We start from the raw sequence: 19,167 nt of genomic DNA, 5'->3' as shown, positions 1-19,167 counted from the left end.
GTTCAGGCGGCTCCCGTACCCGGGCAGGCACGGCTCATACCGAATGACCGGCCGAGAGAGGCCAGCACGTCCGTGTAGACGGCGGTGGTCTGGGCGGCGATCCGGCCCCAGCCGTAGCGTGACCTCGCCCGCTCTCCGGCGGCCACGCCGTACGCGGTGAGCAGGAAAGGATCGGCGAGCAGCCCGCGCAGAGCGCGGCCGAGGACCGCGGCCTTGCGCGGGGGGACCAGCAGGCCGGTGACGCCGGGAACGATCGTGTCCAGGTGCCCGCCCACGGCCGAGGCGACCACCGGCACGCCGCAGGCCATGGCCTCCAGCGGCACGATGCCGAACGGTTCGTACCAGGGCACGCTGACCACGACGTCCGCCGCGCGCATCAACACAGGGACGTCCTCCCGATCCACCCGGCCGAGGAACCGGACGCGGTCTGCCACGCCGTACATTCCGGCGATCCGCATCAGGCGCGCCGGTTCCGGCTCGCCGGGGGCGCCGCCCGCGATCACGAGCGTGGCGTCCGGCACGTGGCGCAGGGCCCGGATGGTGGTCTCGACGCCCTTGCGCGGCACCGCCCGGCCGATGGCGAGCAGGATCGGCCCGGGACCGAGGTCCATCGTGCGGCCCGCCGGGGTGAAGGCGTCCAGGTCGACGCCGCAGGGGACCACATGGATGGAGGCGCAGGGCATCCGCATCCGCCCCAGCTCCGCCACCTCGTCGGCGCAGGTCGCGATCACCGCGTCCGCCTGGCGGGCGACGAGCGCCTCGGTCTCGATGCGCTCGTGCGGGCTGGTGTCGGCGTTCCCCTGGTGGCGTCGCTTGACCGCGCCGAGGGCGTGGAAGGTGTGCACGATCGGCACCGCGGTGTCCCTGGCGGCGGCCAGCGTGGCCAGGCCGCTCATCCAGAAGTGGCTGTGGGCGATGTCGGGCGGAGCCGCGTGCCAGCGCTGGGCGAGCCACCGGCTGAAGTCGGGCATCCACGGCAGCAGGTCGTCCTTGTCCATGGTCATGGCGGGGCCGGCCGGTACGTGGATCACGGTCACTCCGGGGGCGAGGCTCACCTCTTCCGGCCGGCCGGGGTCTTCCCTGCGGGTGTAGACGGTCACCTCGTGTCCCTGCGCGGCGAGCGAGCGGGAGAGGGCGGCGACGTGGACGTTCTGCCCGCCCGCGTCGGCACCGCCGACGGTCGCCAGGGGGCTGGCGTGTTCGGACACCATTGCGATCTTCATGAATGCGGCTCCGCGGCACGACATGCGACAGCAGTGTGCCTGCGTCTTAGGCATCCAACCGGCTCTCCTTCCCCTCGTGAGGGTTTTAAACGCGTTTGACCTTGGGTTTCTCGGGAACGCGATCGTTTTGACGAGAGGAGTTCGACGATGGAGGCTCCGCAGTACATCGCCGCGCGCGTACAGCGCGCACTGGCTGAGGATGAGAGAACCCATGAACTCGGCATCCGGGTGGACGTCCGGGGAGAGCAGCTCTACCTGCGCGGTCAGGTGACCGGAGCCGAGCGCCGCACGCTGATCGCCGACGTGGCGGGTGAGGCGGCTCCCGGCCTGACGCTGCACAACGAGATCACCGTCATGGACGTCCGGGAGCCGGGAGAGGAGGAGAAGCTGTGAGAGAGCTGCGGATCGCGGCGGTCGGAGACGTGCACATGGACGAGAGCTTCAGGGGACGCTACCGCGAACGGCTGCACGACATCGAAGAGCACGCCGACGTCCTGTTGCTCGCCGGAGACCTGACCCGGCACGGCACACTGGAGGAGGCACGAGTGGTGGCGGACGAGTTCCGCGACCTGCCGATCCCCGTGGTCGCCGTGCTCGGCAATCACGACCACCACTCCGACCTGCCCGCGGAGATCGCGGCCCTGCTGACCGACGCCGGGATCACGGTCCTGCACGACGACGCGACCGTGCTCGACATCGACGGGGTACGGCTCGGCGTGGTCGGCGGTAAGGGCTTCGGCGGGGGATACGCGGGCAAGTGCGCCAGCGACTTCGGCGAACCCGAGATCAAGGCGTTCGTCGGCCACACCAAGCGGATCGCGGAGCGCTGGCGGGTGGCGCTCAAGGAGCTCCAGGCCGACCGGAGGGTCGTGCTGTCGCACTACTCGCCGGTCAAGGACACCCTGCACGGGGAGCCGTTGGAGATCTACCCCTTCCTCGGCAGTTACCTGCTGGCCGAGGCGGTGGACGCGGAGGGCGCGGACCTGATCGTCCATGGTCACGCGCACGCGGGAACCGAGAAGGGCGTGACCCCGGGGGGCATCAGGGTGCGCAACGTGGCGCTTCCGGTGCTGGGCCGGTCCTACGGGGTGTACTGCCTGTAGTCCCGGGACGCGGGGGCCGGATCGTGTGCGAGGCGGTGAACGCCAGGCGACGGAACGCGAACGCGCCCGGCGCGATGCCGCGATGCCGTGAGGCCGTGATGCCGTGAGATCGCGATGCCGTGAGATCGCGACGTTGTGAGAGTGCGATGCCGCGATGCCATGAGAGCGCGACGTCGTGAGACGACGCGAGGAAACGACGCCGTGAGACGAGGCGGGGAAACCTCGGCGCTGTGAAACGGTGACGGCACTGAACAGTCAAGTCATGAAACGCCAAAGCACGAAACGCAAGGCGCGAAAGCCGGAGAAGTCGTGAAGAAGCGGGCCGGGTTCTCACCCGGCCCGCTGAGGCTTCTGAAGGTAATTCGGGGCGACTTGAAGTTCGATGTGAATTGTGGATGGTTTTGCGAGCCATCGGCTCGCATCAGACATTGAAGATGCTCACACCTCCGGGGCCAACGAGGAAGCCGAGAACGATGAGGACGATCCCCCAGAGGAGGTCGCGACGGGCCAGGATCACATAGATCCCGGAGATGACGAGTACGACTGCGATGATCCAGAGCAAAGTAGCCATGAGTAGCCCCTGCCCTCACAATTCACGACTTAACATCCTTAGTTCGGTATAGATCGACAATCGGCTGCAGAATCCAGAGCCAGCCGCTGGCCAGCGCGATCACCCCGCCGAACAGCGCGGCCGGCCAGGCGTTGATGACCGTCTCCGAGACCAGCGCCACCGAGCTGGTCATCGCGATCGCGAGCCCGACGGCTCCGGCGATGCCGAGCTCGTTGGCGCGGCGCAGCATCTTCTCCTTCAAGCCGGTCCGAAACAGCAGACGGTGCTGGGCGGCTGGTGTGATGAAGCAGATGGAGGCCAGTGCGGCGCTCAGCAAGGCGATGAAGAAAAGCCACCGGCCGAGAGAGTCCACTTTGTGGAAACCGGCGGCGAACGGCAGCGTCAGCAGGAAGGCGAACAGGACCTGGACCCCGGTAACAGCGACTCGCAACCCCTGAAGAAGCTCACCGAGCTCCCTGTCCACCCGCTCCTTGTGGGTCTCGCCCGGCTCCGCGTCTTCTGTGAGGCGACTTCCATCGGGCTTCCGCTCTTTGTTCCGTATCTGTTCCGGCTGATTCATGTGCACCATTTACCCGAGCCAAGTTTTGCTATGCCTACCTGCGGTTCCGCGGGGTACGCGGGGGGCATGGGAAGCCACAGTCACGAGGTGACCGACGCGATCTTGGAAACACTGAAGCGGGCGAGCACCGGCCTGAAGGACGCGAACGTCAGGTTCGCGCTCGCCGGAGGCTGCGCGGCCTACGCGCGCGGAGCAGCGCCCTCACTGCACGACGTGGACTTCGTCCTTCCGCAGGAAGACGTGCCGACCGCCCTGGAGGCACTGCGTGAGCTGGGCTTCGAGACGGCCAAGCCGCCGGAGGACTGGCTGGTGAAGGCCTATGACGAGGGAAGGCTGGTGGATCTGATCTTCTCGATCTGCGACCATCCCGTCACCCCGGCGCTGCTGGAGCGGGCCGAGCCGATGAAGGCCTCCGCGGTGATCGTGCCCGTCCTGGAAGCCACCGACCTGGTGATCTCGTGGCTGCTGCCACTTTCGGAGCACACTTGCGACTACAGCTCGTTGCTGCCCCAGGTGCGCGCGCTGCGCGAGCAGGTCGACTGGAAGCGGGTCGCGGTGGTCACGCAGGCCTCGCCGTACGCGCTCACCTTTCTGACGCTGCTGGAACGGCTGGAGGTGATTCCCGGCCCGCTCGACCCCGTGGGCGACCCGTCCTGGCCCTGATGCGGGGGCCTTGCCCGTGGGCCGGACCTGTCTCCTGGCCCGGACATCTCTCCGTCCGGACCTGCCTCCTGGCCCGAACCTCTCACCGCCCGGACCTCTCCCCTTCCGGACCTGCCTCACGGGCAAGGCTTGGCCCCGACCACGCTCTCGACGGTTACGCTCTTGCCGCGAACACGCTGTGGACCCCGGGCGCGGTTCCGGCCTGGACGGTCCCGGCCCGAACGGCCTTGGCTTGGACGGTCCTGGCCTGAACGGTCCTGGCCTGAACGGTCCTGGCCTGGACGGCCCTGGGCTTGGACGTAGCGGAAGGGCCCCGCCGCAGCGGGGCCCTTCCTGTTCGTTCACCGTGTGGGTCAGTAAACGCCGCCGGGGCCGCCGCCCAGGGGGAAGCGGCCGTAGTACTCACCGACCGTGTCACGGTAGGTGGGCTCCTTGAAGGTCGCCTCGTCGAACTCCGGAGCGTGCTTGATCTCGTCCTTGGTGCGCGAGACGTAGATCTTCCGCTCCTGCGGGTCGATCCGGGTCACCGTGCTCGCCGGAAGGAGGACCTTCTTGCCGAAGATCCAGGGACCGGTGTCGACGACGATGTAGCTCTCGCCGACGTCATAGGTCGCCTCGTCGACGGAGCCGATCTTTCCGTCCGTGGCTTCCACGTGGAAGCCCGCGATGTCCAGACTCTTGTTGACGTCGTAGACATCGGTTCGGTATGTCCAGAGCTCAGACGACATAGTGCACATCTCCCTTTGGGTTGATTCTCCGGGCTCAACCCTTGCTACCCATGACGGGAGGACTAAACGGAGCACGCCGAGGCGTACGGAATCAAAGCCATGGCTTGTCCTGTTCAAAGACGAATCATGAGATTCGGCCGAAGAGGTCCGAGAGATCCGAAGGGGGCGAAGAGGTCCGAAGAGGTCCGAAGGGATCCGAATGGCTGTCGGTAGGCCCGCTCCGGGTGCTGTCAGCCTTCGAATTTCACCTCGGGGTAGCGCCGGGACGGCCGTTCGAGCAGCGGCTGTGATCGCTTGCGAAGGTGCAGGTCGAAGAAGGCGCCGACGTACTTTCGGGTGATCTCCACCGAGCGGGCCCCGCCGAGCGGCTCACCGAAGTTGAGGCCGAGCTGCTCGGCCGCCAGCGGATAGTCGGTGAAGGACCCGTGGGTCATGCCGTCGACCATGAGCCAGCGCTTCCAGCCGGTCATGTGATTCCAGTCACGGCTCCAGGTGGGGTCGGCTCCGCCCGACTGGTTGGCCTTGCCCGCGCCCATCATGAGGAACGGGCGGGAGAGCCCGTCGTCGGGGATCGGGACGAAGAAGGTGCCGTCCAGGTTGACCCCGGCACGCACCCGGGAGTCTTCGATCATGGTCCGCTGGCTGCCGCTGCCGCCGACGGAGTGACCTCCCATCGCGATCCGGGACGGATCGATCACCTCCGCGTCCTTCCAGGCCGGGTGCGGACCGGTCAGCCGATCGAGCACGAAGGAGACGTCGGCCGCCCGGCCCTTGGTCACCTTCGCGCCGAACTCGAGGGTGCTCTCGGACTCGCAGGCGACGCAGGTCGCGGTGTGCCCGTCGGGGAAGGTGGTGCCGGAGGCCTCGTGCGTGTGGTCGATCCCGGCCACGACGTAGCCCCTGCTGGCCAGATCCTCGGCCAGGGCCGTCAGCGAGCTGCGCGGCAGGGAGAAACCCGGTGACAGCACGACGAGGGGCAGGCCGTGTCGGCGGCCCAGTGGCGCGGCGTCGACGACCGCGTTGGTCCGCGTCCTGCTCAGCGTGTCGGGAGGCACGTCGTCCAGACCTATCCCCTTCAGCAGCAACGTCGACTCCTGCGAGGTCATGTAGGGGGCTCGCCGCCCGTGGGAGGCCCGTGCCGGGTACCACAGCGAGACCATGAGCTCGCGCGACTTCTCCTCTGCCACCCATGGATCCGGGCGGGAGTCGTCGACCAGGTGCAGTGATGTCATGCCCACCGGGTGCGGGCCGGTCGGTCTGGACAGGACGACCGGGCCCGCGGCGGCCGTGGAGGCGGTCGGGCTCGGGGAGGCCGGGACCGCGGCGGAGGCGCCGGCGGCGGCCGTGGCGGCGGGAGGCGTGAAGGCGAACAGGGCGACGGCGGCGGCCAGCGCGCCACGAAGAATCGTTTTCTGCATGGCGATTACCCTTCCGGGCGACGGCCGGGAGCGCCTTGGCCGAGAGGTGATTGGAAAGATGCGACTTTCGTAGGGGGTCAGCGCGACGATCGTCGCGGGTGCGTTCCGGCGGCACCCCCTACGCTCGGAACGTGGAGTACGGCGAAGCGGCACCGATCGGCGACCGGACGCTGAAACGGGTCAACCGTCTGAGCGATCGGGTCGGTCCCTGGGCACTGGGTCTGGCCGTCTTCCTGTTCTCCTGGGTGTCCGGCGACGGCTTGGTGCGGGCGTCCTCGCTGTGGCACCGGCCCGGGTTCCTCCCGCTGCTGGTCATGTCGGCGCTGGCGGCGGGCTTCGTACGGCGGGCACGGTGGCCGCTGTTCGTCCTGGCCGCCGTGGGCTGGGTGTCGTTCGGGCTGTGGCCCGCGGTGTTCGTCGCCTCCTACCACGCGGGCACGAGCCTGCGACGACGGATCGACGTCGTGGCCTACGCCCTGGCCGCCGCCGTGATCATGGGGGGGTCCGCGGCGGCCGATGCCGTGGCCGGCACGGTGGTCGACGGTGAGCGGCACGCCGTGGCGGAGACCGCGGTGGACGGCGTCATGGCGTTGGCGGTGCTGGTGGCCCTGCCGCTGGTGGCGGGGTTGTGGGTGAACGCGCGACGACAGGTGATCGTCGCGTTGCGCGAGCGCGCGGAACGGCTCGAACGCGACCAGCGGGACCGCGCCGACCGGGTCCGGGCGCAGGAGCGCACCCGGATCGCACGCGAGATGCACGACATCGTCGCGCACCGGGTGTCGCTGATGGTCCTGCACGCCGGAGCGCTGGAGGTGGGGACCGCCGAGGAGCGCAGCGCGCAGACGGCCGCGCTCATCCAGGGCATCGGGCGGGAGGCGCTCGTCAACCTGCGGGAGGTGCTCGGCGTGCTGCGCTCGCCGTACACCGATGGTGCGTCTGATGGCGCGACCGGTGTCGTGGCCGCCGGCCTCGACGGCGACGGCGTCCTCCTCGCTCCGCAGCCGATGCTCGCCGACCTCGACCGCCTCCTCGACCAGTCGAGGTCGCTGGGCATCTCCGTCAGCCGGCACGACGAGGGGGCCGTCCGCCCGCTGCCGGCCATGGTGGAGCGGACCGCCTACCGGTTGGTCCAGGAAGCGCTGACCAATGTCCACAAGCACGCCGGCGACGCCGCGGCGGAGGTCTTCCTGCGGTATCTTCCGGAGACGTTCGAGGTGACGGTGGACAACGGCGTGTCCCATGCGGTCGCCGAGCCGCTTCCCGGCGCCGGGCTGGGGCTGACCGGGTTGCGGGAGCGCGTCGAGCTGGTGGGCGGTGAGTTCCGGGTCGGCCGGTTGCCCGGCGGCGGGTTCAGGACGTCCGCCCGGCTCCCGGCAGAGCAGACGGAGGGGTCCGCGTGATCCGCGTGTTGATCGTCGACGACGAGATCCTCGTCCGATCGGGCCTGCGCATGATCCTGGAGGCCACCGGTGACATCGCCGTGGTCGGCGAGGCGTGCGACGGCGCCGACGCGGTCGGCGCGGCCGTCCGGCTCCACCCCGACGTCGTCCTCATGGACGTCCGCATGCCCGGCATGGACGGTCTCACCGCGGCCGCGAAGATCGGCGTGTTGCCGCGGGCGCCCAAAGTGATCATGTTGACGACGTTCGACCTCGACGAATACGTCCATCTGGCGCTGCGCGCCGGCGCGGTCGGGTTCCTGCTCAAGGACACGCCGCCGCGGGACTTCGCGGCCGCGGTCCGCACGGTCGCCGCCGGCAACGCCATGCTCGCTCCCACCGTCACCAAACGGCTGATCAGCTCGTTCGCCGAGAAGGGGCCGTCGAAGTCCGAGGCGGCGCGCAAGCGCCTGAACGTGCTCACCTACCGTGAGCGCCAGGTCCTGCGGGCGGTGGCCCGGGGCCTGTCCAACGCGGAGATCGGCCGCGAGCTGACGATGAGCGAAGCGACCGTCAAGGCGCACGTCAGCCACTCCCTGGCCAAGCTCGGCCTGGCCAACCGCGTCCAGGCGGCCGTCCTCGTCCACGACGCGGGCCTGATCCCGGGGTAGGGCCTCGATCCGGATAACGGTCCGAGATAGGGCTTCGATCTGGATGGCGGTCCGGGGCAAGGCTCTGATCTGGATGGCGGTCCGGGGCGGGGCCCGGGTCTGGATCACGGTCGCTCCGAGGCTCTCATCGTTGACGGCCCCGCTCCGTGGGCGCGTGCGTGAAGTCGCGTTCCGCGACGGGCGGCTGAAGGGAGTGTGACCGGCATATGTCATTCCATGTACGGACCACGGTTCCGAGTCCGGTAGTCTTGTCGAGGTCAAGCGCCGCTAGCTCAGTTGGTTAGAGCAGCTGACTCTTAATCAGCGGGTCCGGGGTTCGAGTCCCTGGCGGCGCACCTGACGGGAAGCCCGGTCGTGATAACGACCGGGCTTCCCGCGTTTCCGGACGCCTCCGTTTCGCTGGTCGATCCGTCCGTCGCGTGGTCGCGCCACCGTCCTGGGTGATCACGTTGTTTCCGGGTGGTCATGTCCTGTCCACCCGGGTGGACAGGTCCTCCCGGGTGGACAGGTATCGCGGGAGGACAGGGCCGTCTTCACGGCTGATCGCGAGTGCAAGACATCCCAACCGTCACGCTGATAGCTTTTTGTCCTACCTATTGATGTGTTCTGGGGGCCAGGGTGAACCAGCCGTTAGTGGAGGACGATCCGCAGCGACTGGGCCCGTACGACATCGTCGGTCGCCTTGGAGAGGGCGGCCAGGGCGTCGTCTACCTGGGGCGGGCGGCATCCGGTGAGCAGGTCGCCGTCAAGCTCTTACACCACGGACTACTGACCGACCCCGGCGCGAGGAACAGGTTTCTCCGCGAGGTGGAGATCGCCCAGCGCGTGGCCAGGTTCTCCACCGCGCCCGTGCTCCACGCCGACCTCGCCGGCCAACGACCGTACATCGTCAGCGAGTACGTGCCCGGACCCTCGCTGCGCGACCTCGTCACCGTCGAGGGGCCGCGGCGCGGTGCCGCGCTCGACCGGCTGGCGATCAGCACCGCCACCGCGCTGGCCGCCATCCACCGTGCCGGGATCCTGCACCGGGACTTCAAACCCGCCAACATCCTGATGGGACCGGAGGGTCCCGTCGTGATCGACTTCGGCATCGCCCGCGCTCTGGACGCGCCGGGCACCGCCTCGACCGGGCCGCTGATGGGGACGCCGTCCTACTTCGCGCCGGAGCAGTTCGGCGGGGCGGCGGCCACGGAGGCGGCCGACATCTTCGCGTGGGGCGTGACCATGGTGTTCGCCGCCTCGGGCCGGCCCGCGTTCGGCGCGGACTCCACCCCCGCGGTGATCAACCGCATCCTCAACCAGGAGCCGGTGATCTCCGGGCTGGACGGGACGCTGCTCGAACTCGTCACCGCCGGCCTGTCCAAGGATCCGGCCAAGCGGCCGAGCGCCGATGACCTGGTCGCCCGGTTGACCTCGCTCCCCGCGCGCCCCCCGGCGGGTGGGCGCCGCCGTACGATGATCCTGACGATCGCCGGCTGCGCGGCTGCGGCGCTGCTCGTCACGGGCGGCGTGCTGATCAACACGGACGGCCATCCGGTGGGATCACCCGTCGGGAGGGTCTCGACGTCTCAGTCACCGACGCGTTCCACCACGGCCCTCGCCTCGGGCTCCGCCTCCACCTCGGCCTCGGACTCCGGCACGGCTCTCGCCACTGCGCCGTCACAGACCAGAAAAGCGGCACGACGGACGTCGCCTCCGGTACCCAGGCAGACGCCCCGCCTCAGGGCTTCGGCGCCGACCGCCAAGCCGACCCGCACTAAGAACTCCACGAACACGCCGACGGGCAACGAATCCGGGAAGCGCTCGAGACCCGATCCGAGCCCCGGAACCGTCCCGGAACCAGCCGCCGAGACCACCGCCGCACCCCCTCCGGCACAGTTCCCGTCCCCTCCCGAGAATCCCTTCACCTGCATTCCCTCGATGTGTTGACGGCGCCCGCGATCGTCCGGCGGACCTGCCGGCTCCCAGGATGGGCTCCCGGCGTCGACCGGGCCGACCTGTGAATTGCCCGGGGCCGGCCGGGATGATCACCGCGGAGGGGAGATCACCTGACCGGAGCCGAAGCGCCGCGGGATCAGCAAGGCGGGGACGAGCGCGAGCACGCCGATCCCGAAGCTCCACAGAAGACTTCCGGTGAACGCCCGCGGGCCTACGCCGTCCGCGCGGGTGAGAGTCTGCAGGACGACGGCCAGTACGGCGGCACCCAGCGCGCTTCCCATCCGGACCACGATCTGGGAGGCGGCCGCCGCCCCGGGGACGGCGCTCCTGGGCAGGGTGCGATAGGCGGCGGTCATGGCTCAGGCGTGCTCGATCCGGCGTGCTCCGGCCGGGCGGGTCCCCTCTCCGGCGCGAGGGCCGCCGCCGGCGAGAACGATCACCATGTCACCGGGCTGGAAGGTGAGCTCCCTGCTCTTGGGCGGGTTCAGGACGATGCCGCTCCCACCGGAGCGATAGCCGATCGCCACCTCCTCATAGGCCCGCGCCGCCGCTACCACGGTCGCGTGGTTGACCGGGGTCGACAGCCGCACGTAGTCCTCGGCGGGCTTGATGTAGATCTCCTGTCCTCCGGCGTCGAAGAGGTCGGCGAACAGGTCGTAGCGATGTGGATTCTCGGCGATCTGGATCATCAGAAGACTGGTGATCTTGGAGCTGACGATGAAGTCGTCGACCTCGGTGACCTCCACGAGACGCCTGTCGCGGTCATCGACGATCTCCGTCACCAGGCTGTGCTGCCACCCGTTGCCCTGGCTCATGTCCCGGACGTGGAGAAGGGTGAGGAGCGTGCGCGAATCGGCGACGTGGGCGTCGACCCGGTCGTCGGCCAGGATCAGAACGTGGTCGTAGGATCCGAGACCCAGTGATTCGAGGACATCGCGCCTGGTGACGTCCTCGGTCGCGCAGCTCAGAGCCAGGTGGTCGAGCCGGGCCGACAGGGTGTTCACCCGCGAGGTCATCCGGGGGTCCTCGGCGACGACCGTCACCTGTGAGCCCGGCGGCATGTAGCGGTCGAACTCCGTGACGATCGCGGCTCCGCAGTCGTTCCAGCCGAGGATCAGCACGCGCCGCGCCGGGGGGTCGTGCCGGTCGGTGACGGCGATCGCCGCTTCGTTCACCTCGGCGGAGGTGCGGGTCCGCTGGATGCCGTCGTCGTCCGCGATCACGATGAGCTGGTCGTCCGGGCCGATCGGCGTCTCTCCGGCGGGGTTGAGGACGACCTTTCCCTCTTGCCGCATACCGATGAGCGAGTGGTTCTCCCAGACGGTCAGCGCGTCGCCGAATCTGCTGCCCGCCAGCTCTCCGGGCGGGCAGAAATAGATCTCGTCGCCCTCGAAGCCGAGGAGGTCGCTGTAGACCGTGGAGAGGCCGGCGTGCAGGCAGGTCTGGACCATGATCCGGGCGGCCGTCTCGTCGATGTCGACGATCCTCGCGTTTCCTCCGCCCGCGAGCCGGGCGGCGGCGAGATTGCGCGGATCACGGACGCCCGCCACCAGCTGGACCTCCGGCCGTACCCCCGCGGCGTCAAGGGCCAGCAGGCTCTTGATGGTCTTCGCGTCGGAGTCCGCGTCCTCGGACCCGAGCACGATGACCGCGTGCGCCTGCTCGGGACTGACGATGGCCACGTCCATCGGATCGGTGGGGTTTCCGGTGCGGCACACCACGCGCAGGCGGCGGGGAAGGTCGGCCCTGTCCCTGACGGCCTCCTCCATGGAGACCTTGTCCTCGTCGGCGAGGATCGCCACGCAGGTCCTACCCCTGCCGGCGTTGGCGGCGGCGAGCTCCGAAAGGATCAGGAACGTCTGCTCCGACCAGCCGAGAAGGACGGTGTGATCGTATTCGAGCACCTGAGAGCGGCCCTTGCGCAACCGGGCCAGCTTCCGGTCGAGCCCCGTCTTGATCAGCCCGATGAGAGCACTGAAGATCACGATTCCGGTCAGGGCGAGAACCAGCATGCACGCCAGGAAGAGCGGGGAGCCGATGTCGCGGGTCACCATGACCGGCGACATGGTGCGCATCAAGCCGGACCAGAGGGCGGACGGCAGGTCCGTGGGCCGTGGGGAGAGGGCGAGGATGGCGGCCGCGCCGACGGACGCCATGACCACGGCCACGACGGCGAGCAGGCCGGTCATAGCCCAGGCGCCCCGGGCGATGAGGTTGTCGAAGCGATATCGCAGACGCCTCATGGGCGAGCCCTCCCTTTCCTTACATTGAGTTAACAGTCACAACGTAAAGTGATTGCGGCTCGGTGTTGGGGAAAGTGCGGAAATCCGCGGGAAAAGGCTCCGGCCGGACCCTGTGGGGTCCGGCCGGAGCTGGGGGGCGGGTGAGGCTAGCTGACGCTGGCGCAGATCACGTAGACGCTGATGCCGACGTCGTTGTAGTTGTTCTGGCGGCCGAGGCCGATCCAGCCGGCACCGTCATCGGTGGGGAAGGAGCCGACCAGGATCGCGTCGTTGCCCTGTGCCTCGGCGCCGCCGCCGACTGCCTTCTTGCCGCTGGGACAGCGGACCGTGCGGCGCTGGAAGTTGGGGACGTTGGCGTTGGGCAGCTTGACGATCTGGTAGCCGGTGAAGTCGGCCGCGGCCGGAGCCGCAGCCGGGACGGAGGCCGTGGCCGACGCCGCGGCGGCCATCGTCGTCAGGCTCGCACAGCCGACGAGGGCGGCCAGGGCGATGGTCGTGAGCCTCTTGCTTTGCATGTTGTCTCCTGGGGCAGGGGGTGCCGGAGTGGTCACGCAAAGTAAATAAGTTGTTACTTGCAGTGTCCAGCCTTGTTTTTGTCACCGCGCGGCGAGTTGTGTGGGGCAACGGTTCGTTGATAGCGCGTCACCCGTCACCCGTCACCCGTCACCCGTCACCCGTCACGCGTTTCCGGTCGTCCGCGCCCGCGCCCGCGCCCGCCGTCCGCCGTCCGTCACCCGTTTCCGGTCGCGCGCCCGCCGTCCGTCCCACCGCCCGGCTCGTGATGGAGAGAGCGCTCTCAAATGCAGACAGGGGCATCGAGCGCCGGCGGAACGGGACACGGCTGTGGCGCCCCCTGATCCATGGCGAGCGGTCGGCACGTGAAAACCCCTGATTTACGGGAGATAACTCCCTCGCCTGGGCTTCCGTGATTCACCTTCTCGTTACCGCGGCGAAACATTGACGCCCGTCGCACAGGCCGTTACTTTCGCGGTCAGAGAGCGCTCTCTCGCAAGGTTCGCCTCAGATCCCGACTCCTTTCGGAGGCACCCCCCATGGATCACTCGATCCGGACCTCGGGTCCGGACAGCGCGCAACCTCATGACGGACGACTCACCTCCCGCCTCCGGGCACGCAGACGCGCCCTCGCCGCCGGTGTGGCCGTCGCGATGGCACTGGCCGGAATGTTCGGTCTCAGCGTGGTCCGCTCCGCCGAGGCGGCGACCGTCGGCGCCGGCGGCTACGCCGACACGCTGCCCGCCGGTCGCTCACTGCCGGCCGGCTGCGGCTCCATCTCCACCAACCCGCGCCAGTGGGTGACGGCCAACGCCCCCGCGGGAGCCGTACCGACCAATGACTGGTGGTCGTCGATCCTCTACAAGAGGACCGACTGCTCCTACGGCGAGCCGCTGCACGCCCACCCGATCTCCTACGACACCTTCGGCACCGGCCTCGGCTTCTCCTACAACACCACACCTGCGATCAGCGGGACGGCGACCGGGGTCGGGGAGTACCACTACCCCTACGTCCAGGACATCCTCGTCGGCGTCGCCGGGCTGAACTCGCCCGACGTCAAGGTCGACGGCTGGAGCGACTGGACGGTCACGCCGTACTGGAGCGGTGGCGGCCGGACCATGAAGGCCACCATCGGCCACGGCCTGCCGTTCGCCTACTTCCAGGTGACGGGCGGCGACGCGCAGATCACCACCTCGGGCGTCCCGGCGGTCTGGTCCAACAGCGGCGCCACCGTCGGCTTCACGGCCAACGGGCACGACTACGTCGCCTACGCCCCGGCGGGCGCGACCTGGACGGTCGCCGGGACGACGATCAGCTCGTCGCTGGCAGGCAAGGGCTTCTTCTCGGTGGCGGTGCTGCCCGCGGGCGGCGACCGCGCCGCGCTGGCGAACACCTACGGCCAGTACGCGCACGCGCACGTCACCGGCACCCGGGTCTCCTACTCCTACAACCCGGCCGCCGGCACGCTGAGCACAACGTACGCCTTCACCACCATGGCCAGGCAGGGCGGTGCGAGCGGCACCGTCATCGCGCTCTACCCGCATCAGTGGAACCATCTGACCGGTTCGACCCCGCTCGCTCAGACCTACACCTCCGCGCGCGGCCAGATGAAGATCATTACTGGGACGCAGTTCACGACGTCGATGAAGTACACCGGCGTGCTGCCCGAGGTGCCCGCCGTCGGCGACGGCGCGGGAGCCGACCTCGCCACGGTCACCAACCTGCTCAACGCCGAGCTGGGCAACCCGATGGACAACCGGGGCGACGACACCTACTGGACCGGCAAAGGGCTGGGCCGCGCCGCCCGCATCGCGGAGATCGCCGACCAGCTCAACCTCACCTCGGTCCGCGACGCCGCCCTGAGCGCCATCCGCGCTCGCCTCAACGACTGGTTCACCGCCTCACCGGGCAAGACGTCCCGGGTCTTCTATCTCAACCCCGCCTGGGGCACGCTGATCGGCTACCCGGCCTCCTACGGTTCGGACCAGGAGCTCAACGACCACCACTTCCACTATGGCTACTACGTCGCGGCCGCCGCGACCCTCGCCAAGTTCGATCCCGGCTGGGCCAAGGCCGGCCAGTACGGCGGCATGGTCGACCTGCTGATCCGCGACGCCAACAACTACGACCGCGCCGACACGCGCTTTCCCTACCTACGCGACTTCGACATCTACGCCGGTCACGACTGGGCTTCGGGTCACGGAGCGTTCGGCGCGGGCAACAACCAGGAATCCTCATCCGAGGGCATGAACTTCGCCAACGCCCTGATCCAGTGGGGCCAGGCCACCGGCAACGCGGCGGTCCGCGACGCCGGCGTCTACATCTACACCACGCAGGCGGCGGCGATTCAGGAGTACTGGTTCGACGTGCGCAACCAGAACTTCCCAGCGGCCTTCGGGCACAGCACGGTCGGCATGGTCTGGGGCGACGGCGGCGCCTACGCCACCTGGTTCAGCGCCGAGCCGGAGATGATCCAGGGCATCAACATGCTCCCGGTCACCGGCGGCCACTTCTACCTGGGTGACGACCCCGCCTATGTGACCACCAACTACAACGAGCTGACGAGGAACAACGGCGGGCCGCCCACGGTGTGGCGCGACATCATCTGGGAGTTCCTCGCCCTCGGCGACGGGGACGCCGCCCTGGCGAACCTCCGCGCCAACGGCGCTCTCACCCCGGAGGAGGGGGAGAGCCGGGCACACACCTTCCACTGGATCCGCAACCTGGCCGCGCTGGGCACGGTGGACACCTCCATCACCGCCGGTCATCCGCTGGCCAAGGTGTTCAGCAAGAACGGCGCCCGCACCTACGTGGCGTCCAACATCACCGGGACCGCCATCACGGTGACCTTCTCCAACGGCACCGTACTCAACGTGCCGGCGGGCAAGACGGTCGCCTCGGGAGCCCACACCTGGAGCGGTGGCAACGCCGGCGGCGGCACCGGACCCGATCCGACCCCAACGCCGACCCCAACGCCGACTCCGACTCCGACGGCGGGCCCTTTCGCCGCGACGCGCTACCTGCAGGCCGGTGGGGCACTGCCCGGCGTCCCGGGGGCGGCGGGCAACGTCGTGCTGACCGCGGCCAACGGCAACCACGACGGCACACCCGTGAACGCGCAGGTCTTCACGGCGACCGGTCTGACCGCCCCGTACAACGGCGCGGCCACCGCCTTCGACCTCCTCCTGGACGCGGGCACCACCGTCGCCAACGGCGTCCAGGCGCGGATCTCCTACGACCTCACCGGAGACGGAAGCTGGGACCGGACGGAGACCTACCGCTACTTCGCCACCGACCCGGTGGCCGGCTGGGAACACTACACCCAGGCCGCGGGCCTGCAGTCCTCGTCCGGAACGCTCGGAAACCTCTCCGGTGGCCGGGTGAGAGTGGAGGTCTGGAGCGCCATCGGCGCCGGTCCCACCGCACTCGGCGTCGGCGACCGATCCCTGGTGCGGCTGCCGTTCGGCTGATCGTCGGTGCCCGTCGGTGCCCGTCGGTGCGGCCGGGAGCGGGGGGCCCGGCCGCTCCGGCCCATGCGGCGGAGCGGCCCCGTCGCCGTGGACGTTCCTTTCCCGGGGTGGAGGGCAGTAGGGGAAGGCCGCGTGAGGGCGACGCTGGTCGGGCGCCTGCCACCCGACTTGAGTAGTGTTCCTCTGTTATGTACCAGTTCAAGCGCAGGGGGTGACCGGGTTGACCATGTCGACCCCGCCGGATACCGGGTCCGGGATTCGAAAATGGCTGTTAGACGGCCTGCATCGACCCGATCTCAAGACCCCCGGCCCCCACCACGAAGAGTCTCCGCACAAGCAGCATGCCTGGTGGCAGGTCATGTGCCTGACCGGCGTGGACTACTTCTCGACCCTCGGCTACCAGCCGGGCATCGCCGCCCTGGCCGCCGGAACCCTCAGCCCGATCGCCACCCTGCTCCTGGTCGCCCTGACCCTGTTCGGCGCCCTGCCCACCTACCGCGCGGTCGCCAAGGAGAGTCCCAACGGTCTGGGCTCGCTGTCGATGCTCGAAAGCCTGCTGCCCGGCTGGCGCGGCAAGCTACTGGTGCTTTTCCTGCTCGGCTTCGTCGCCACCGCCTTCATCGTGACGATCACCCTGTCGGCCGCCGACGCCACCGCCCACATCCTGCACAACCCCTTCGTCCCCCAGGCGTGGGGGAGCTGGCAGGTGCCGGTCACCCTGGTGCTCATCGCCCTGCTCGGGACCGTTTTCCTCATGGGCTTCAGCGAGGCCATCTCCATCGCGGTGGTCCTGGTCGTCGTCTACCTGCTGCTCAACGTGGTCGTCCTGGCGGTGGCCGTACAGCACGTCGTGGCCGACCCCAGCCTGATCACCGACTGGCGCACGGCGCTGACCACCGAGCACTCCAGCCCGATCGCCATGATCGCCGTCTCCCTGTACGTCATGCCCAAACTCGCCCTGGGCCTGTCCGGGTTCGAGACCGGTGTCGCCGTGATGCCCCTGGTCAGGGGTGAGCTGGCCGAACGGATCAAGGGCGCCAGGAAACTGCTGACCACCGCCGCGGTCATCATGAGCGTCTTCCTGATCACCTCCAGCTTCGCCACCACCCTGCTCATCCCGCCGGCGGAGTTCGCCGAAGGCGGCAAGGCCAACGGCCGAGCCCTGGCCTACCTGGCCCACGGCTACCTCGGTGACTGGTTCGGCACCGCCTACGACGTCAGCACGATCGCCATCCTGTGGTTCGCCGGAGCCTCGGCGCTGGCCGGCCTGCTCAACATCGTGCCGCGCTACCTGCCCCGCTACGGCATGGCCCCCGACTGGTCACGCGCCGCCCGGCCGATGGTGCTGGTCTTCACGGCCGTCTCCTTCGTGATCACCTTCGTCTTCGGCGCGGACGTGGAGTCGCAGGGCGGCGCCTACGCCACCGGTGTGCTGGCGCTCATCCTGTCGGCCGCGGTCGCCGTCACGCTGTCGGCGTGGAAGAACGGCCGCAAGTCCGCGATCCCGTTCGGGATCGTCACGTTGATCTTCGCCTACGCGACGGTGGCCAACATCATCGAACGCCCCGACGGCCTGGTGATCGCGCTCTTCTTCGTCCTGGCGATCGTCGTCACCTCGCTGGTTTCCCGGGCCACCCGCTCCACCGAGCTGCGGGTCACCGACATCACCCTGAACGACGAGGCCCGCCGCTACATCAACGAGGCCGCGGAGATCCACCTGATCGCCAACGAGCCGCACGCCCGCGACTGCAAGGAGTACGTCGACAAGGCGCGGGAGGCCTGGGAGCGTCACCGCCTGCGGCGCGCGGAGGGCTTGATCTTCCTGGAGGTGACGGTGCCCGACGCGTCGGAGTTCACCTCCGAGCTGCGGGTGATCGGCGAGGAGCGGTACGGCTTCCGCATCTTGCGGGTGGAGAGCGCCACCATCCCCAACGCGATCGCGGCGATCCTCCTTCAGCTGCGCGACGAGACCGGCAAGCTGCCGAACGTCTACTTCCACTGGGCCGAGGGCAACCCGATCGGGGCGCTCCTGCGCTACCTGGTCTTCGGCGGCGGCGACGTCCCCCCGCTCACCCGCGAGGTCCTGCGCCAGGCCGAACCCGTGGCGGAGCGCCGCCCCCTGGTCCACGTCGGCTGACCCCGCGCGGCGGCGCGATCCTCGACCCGTAGCCGTTACGCACATGTCTCCTGACCGTCGCCCACGCCCTCGGGTGCGGCGGGTATACCTTGATCAGTCTGGACGGCAGCCGGCGCAGGCCGCATCGTCGGTGCATGGGAGATACGAAGCGATGAGTAGAGATCTGGTCATCCGCGTCACCCATCACGAGGAGGCGGGCTGCGCCGTGCTCACCGTCATGGGCGACATCGACCGGAATTCCTGCTCGCTCCTGCGGGAGAGGATCCACGACCTGGTCTCCGACCGGCACACCCAGATCGTCCTCGACGTCGGGGACGTCAGCTTCTGCGACTCCAACGGCCTGCGGACGTTCCTCAGCGGGATGACCATGGCCTTCGACGCAGGTGGATGGCTCAGGCTGGCGGGAGTGCAGGGCCATTTCGAGCGGCTGTTGCGCATGACCGATCTCTACGGTTTCTTCTCCATCGACGCCGATGTGGTCGGCTCCCTGGAATACGCCTCTCGTGGGGGCCCGCACTCTCCCTGACCGGCCGATGTGATGGCGTCCTCAC

The 19,167-nt window shown here is 69.0% G+C and carries 17 protein-coding genes and 1 tRNA gene; 10 read left to right on the top strand and 8 right to left on the bottom strand.

The features are described from left to right. Positions 1 to 2 precede the first annotated feature (2 nt). Positions 3 to 1,223, bottom strand: coding sequence for a glycosyltransferase (locus ACQPYK_RS40305; RefSeq protein WP_433243701.1), 1,221 nt, complete (start codon positions 1,221 to 1,223; stop codon positions 3 to 5). Positions 1,224 to 1,370: 147 nt separating this feature from the next. On the opposite strand from ACQPYK_RS40305, the gene ACQPYK_RS40300 reads away from it, so the two are divergent. Further along, complete coding sequence (locus ACQPYK_RS40300) at positions 1,371 to 1,616, top strand: BON domain-containing protein (protein ID WP_433243698.1); 246 nt, start codon at positions 1,371 to 1,373, stop codon at positions 1,614 to 1,616. Further along, positions 1,613 to 2,326 (top strand): metallophosphoesterase family protein, encoded by a 714-nt coding sequence (locus ACQPYK_RS40295; protein ID WP_433243695.1) that lies wholly within the window; start codon positions 1,613 to 1,615, stop codon positions 2,324 to 2,326. The genes ACQPYK_RS40300 and ACQPYK_RS40295 overlap by 4 nt, the downstream gene beginning before the upstream one ends. A 421-nt stretch (positions 2,327 to 2,747) precedes the next feature. On the opposite strand, the gene ACQPYK_RS40290 is transcribed toward ACQPYK_RS40295, so the two are convergent. Further along, positions 2,748 to 2,897 carry a GPGG-motif small membrane protein gene (locus tag ACQPYK_RS40290; RefSeq protein WP_184719841.1) on the bottom strand — a complete coding sequence of 50 codons (150 nt, stop codon included), beginning with the start codon at positions 2,895 to 2,897 and terminating at the stop codon, positions 2,748 to 2,750. Between the two features lie 22 nt (positions 2,898 to 2,919). Further along, on the bottom strand, positions 2,920 to 3,456 hold the full coding sequence (locus ACQPYK_RS40285; RefSeq protein WP_433243690.1) for a DUF6328 family protein: 537 nt from the start codon (positions 3,454 to 3,456) through the stop codon (positions 2,920 to 2,922). Between the two features lie 87 nt (positions 3,457 to 3,543). Here ACQPYK_RS40285 and ACQPYK_RS40280 point away from each other — a divergent pair, with 87 nt between their 5' ends. After that, the gene (locus tag ACQPYK_RS40280; RefSeq protein WP_433243687.1) at positions 3,544 to 4,119 is read left to right on the top strand and encodes a nucleotidyltransferase family protein; all 576 of its coding nucleotides are present in this window, start codon (positions 3,544 to 3,546) and stop codon (positions 4,117 to 4,119) included. A 353-nt stretch (positions 4,120 to 4,472) separates the two neighbouring features. Here ACQPYK_RS40280 and ACQPYK_RS40275 read toward each other — a convergent pair whose 3' ends face one another. Together ACQPYK_RS40275 and ACQPYK_RS40270 are read right to left on the bottom strand one after the other, a co-directional pair. Beyond that, complete coding sequence (locus tag ACQPYK_RS40275) at positions 4,473 to 4,847, bottom strand: PRC-barrel domain-containing protein (RefSeq protein ID WP_433243684.1); 375 nt, start codon at positions 4,845 to 4,847, stop codon at positions 4,473 to 4,475. A gap of 230 nt (positions 4,848 to 5,077) precedes the next feature. Then, a complete protein-coding gene (locus ACQPYK_RS40270; protein ID WP_433243681.1) occupies positions 5,078 to 6,265 on the bottom strand; it encodes an alpha/beta hydrolase family protein in 1,188 nt (395 codons plus the stop codon). A gap of 131 nt (positions 6,266 to 6,396) precedes the next feature. Here ACQPYK_RS40270 and ACQPYK_RS40265 point away from each other — a divergent pair, with 131 nt between their 5' ends. From ACQPYK_RS40265 to ACQPYK_RS40250, 4 genes are all read left to right on the top strand, one after another. Beyond that, complete coding sequence (locus ACQPYK_RS40265; protein ID WP_433243678.1) at positions 6,397 to 7,665, top strand: sensor histidine kinase; 1,269 nt, start codon at positions 6,397 to 6,399, stop codon at positions 7,663 to 7,665. Beyond that, a complete protein-coding gene (locus ACQPYK_RS40260) occupies positions 7,662 to 8,315 on the top strand; it encodes a response regulator (protein ID WP_433243675.1) in 654 nt (217 codons plus the stop codon). The genes ACQPYK_RS40265 and ACQPYK_RS40260 overlap by 4 nt, the downstream gene beginning before the upstream one ends. 261 nt (positions 8,316 to 8,576) lie before the next feature. Beyond that, a tRNA-Lys gene (locus tag ACQPYK_RS40255) sits at positions 8,577 to 8,650 on the top strand. Positions 8,651 to 8,933: 283 nt separating this feature from the next. Then, complete coding sequence (locus ACQPYK_RS40250; protein WP_433243672.1) at positions 8,934 to 10,244, top strand: serine/threonine-protein kinase; 1,311 nt, start codon at positions 8,934 to 8,936, stop codon at positions 10,242 to 10,244. 98 nt (positions 10,245 to 10,342) lie between these two features. On the opposite strand, the gene ACQPYK_RS40245 is transcribed toward ACQPYK_RS40250, so the two are convergent. From ACQPYK_RS40245 to ACQPYK_RS40235, 3 genes are all read right to left on the bottom strand, one after another. After that, the gene (locus tag ACQPYK_RS40245; protein ID WP_433243669.1) at positions 10,343 to 10,609 is read right to left on the bottom strand and encodes a hypothetical protein; all 267 of its coding nucleotides are present in this window, start codon (positions 10,607 to 10,609) and stop codon (positions 10,343 to 10,345) included. A gap of 3 nt (positions 10,610 to 10,612) precedes the next feature. Next, positions 10,613 to 12,496, bottom strand: coding sequence for a CASTOR/POLLUX-related putative ion channel (locus tag ACQPYK_RS40240; protein WP_433243666.1), 1,884 nt, complete (start codon positions 12,494 to 12,496; stop codon positions 10,613 to 10,615). Between the two features lie 146 nt (positions 12,497 to 12,642). Further along, entirely contained in the window at positions 12,643 to 13,011 is a 369-nt protein-coding gene (locus ACQPYK_RS40235) for a hypothetical protein (protein ID WP_433243663.1), read from the bottom strand. A 537-nt stretch (positions 13,012 to 13,548) separates the two neighbouring features. Here ACQPYK_RS40235 and ACQPYK_RS40230 point away from each other — a divergent pair. The 3 genes from ACQPYK_RS40230 to ACQPYK_RS40220 all read left to right on the top strand — a co-directional run bounded on the left by ACQPYK_RS40230 (position 13,549) and on the right by ACQPYK_RS40220 (position 19,142). Further along, the gene (locus ACQPYK_RS40230; protein WP_433243660.1) at positions 13,549 to 16,479 is read left to right on the top strand and encodes a glycosyl hydrolase; all 2,931 of its coding nucleotides are present in this window, start codon (positions 13,549 to 13,551) and stop codon (positions 16,477 to 16,479) included. Between the two features lie 358 nt (positions 16,480 to 16,837). Further along, the gene (locus ACQPYK_RS40225) at positions 16,838 to 18,616 is read left to right on the top strand and encodes an amino acid transporter (protein WP_433243657.1); all 1,779 of its coding nucleotides are present in this window, start codon (positions 16,838 to 16,840) and stop codon (positions 18,614 to 18,616) included. Positions 18,617 to 18,767: 151 nt separating this feature from the next. After that, complete coding sequence (locus ACQPYK_RS40220; RefSeq protein WP_433243654.1) at positions 18,768 to 19,142, top strand: STAS domain-containing protein; 375 nt, start codon at positions 18,768 to 18,770, stop codon at positions 19,140 to 19,142. The last annotated feature ends 25 nt before the right edge of the window (positions 19,143 to 19,167 follow it).

Source organism: Streptosporangium sp. CA-135522 (assembly GCF_050949235.1).
In the GTDB taxonomy this organism is placed as follows: domain Bacteria; phylum Actinomycetota; class Actinomycetes; order Streptosporangiales; family Streptosporangiaceae; genus Streptosporangium.
The sequence above is the reverse complement of the archived record's forward strand: the minus strand, read 5'-3'. Positions and strand labels throughout refer to the sequence as shown.